The sequence below is a fragment of the Klebsiella sp. CSG-1 genome (assembly GCF_056521145.1).
In genome coordinates this window covers 1-1,339 of sequence record NZ_JBWNLD010000030.1, presented here as the reverse complement: position 1 = coordinate 1,339, position 1,339 = coordinate 1, and the positions used below count along the sequence as shown (strand labels likewise).

The window sequence follows — 1,339 nt, the reverse complement described above, 5'->3', positions numbered from 1 at the left end:
CGTTGATCTTGACCCTCCATCTCCGGACAGCTTTTGTATCTTAAGTTAACGATGTCCGCTGCCGCCGGTATTCCCTCGGGGAGTGATATCCCAGCGCGCTGTGCGGGTGGTTTTCATTGTAATGCGTGAACGCTACTGCAAGGTTTCGCAGTGCTGTTCTCACATCCGGTTTTGGCATGAACGCGATATAGTCTTCTTTCATCGTTTTCACGAACCGTTCGGCCATGCCATTACTCTGCGGGCTGCTCACCGCTGTTGTGCAGGGCTCCAGATTCAGCTCTCTCGCGAACCTCCGCGTTTCATACGCGGTATACGCTGAACCGTTATCCGTCAGCCACTGCACTGGTGTTTCCGGTAGCCTGTCGCCGAAGCGCTTTTCCACCGACCTCAGCATCACATCCTGCACGGTCGAACTGTCATAGCCTCCCGTGCTTGCTGCCCAGTCTATGGCCTCACGGTCGCAGCAGTCCAGCGCGAACGTTACCCGCAGTTTTTCGCCGTTGTCGCAGCCGAACTCGAAGCCATCTGAACACCAGCGCATATCGCTTTCTGCCACCGCTATCTTGCCCTTATGTTCACGCTTCGGTCGCTCTGGTTTGTCATGCAACAACAACAGGTTATGCTCGCTCATTATCCTGTAAAGCCGTTTGGCGTTCACAGGTGGCTGTCCCTCTGTGCGACGTTGCTTGCGCAGGATGCCCCACACGCGTCGATAACCATAACTCGGCATATCGCTGATGATGTCGAGGATAGCCGACAGTATTTCTTCGTCTGCTTCGTCATTACGCCGGTTACAGCGCCTGTCCTGCCAGTCGGCAGAACGGTTAATCCGCAGTGACAGCTGCGCACGCGACACGCCCATGGTGCGGCTGACCAGGGCTATTCCCCGTCCTTTGGCAACAAGGGCGCGTGCGCTATCCATTTTCGCGACTGGCCGTACTCCACGGCTTCTTTCAGGATCTCAACTTCCATCGTCTTCTTGCCCAGAAGGCGCTGAAGTTCCCGGACCTGCTTCAGAGCAGCAGTAAGCTCAGAAGCAGGAACGACTTCCTCTCCGGCCGCAACGGCGGTGAGGCTGCCTTCCTGATATTGCTTCTTCCACTTAAACAGCAGGCTGGGCTGGATACCATGCAGGCGGGCGACATGGGAGACATTCATGCCCGGCTCCATCGTCTGCTGGATAATGGCGATCTTCTCCTGAGGAGTTTTACGTTTACGGGCTTCTTGCCCTAACAGGATCCCGGTCATCTCAAAATTGGCGTTAGTGTTAGACATATATTCAAGCCTATCTCTTATCTGGAGATACAGCTACTGTCCGGTGTTTCAGGGGGCTACATCA

1 protein-coding gene is annotated in these 1,339 nt (G+C 55.1%); it reads right to left on the bottom strand.

Going from position 1 to position 1,339, the window contains the following annotated elements:
• Positions 1-40: 40 nt before the first annotated feature.
• A protein-coding gene (locus tag AC007G_RS28255) for an IS3 family transposase (RefSeq protein ID WP_116799391.1) occupies positions 41-1,248 on the bottom strand; the annotation gives its coding sequence in 2 pieces (ribosomal slippage) (positions 41-927 and positions 927-1,248; 1,209 coding nt in all).
• Between the last annotated feature and the right edge of the window lie 91 nt (positions 1,249-1,339).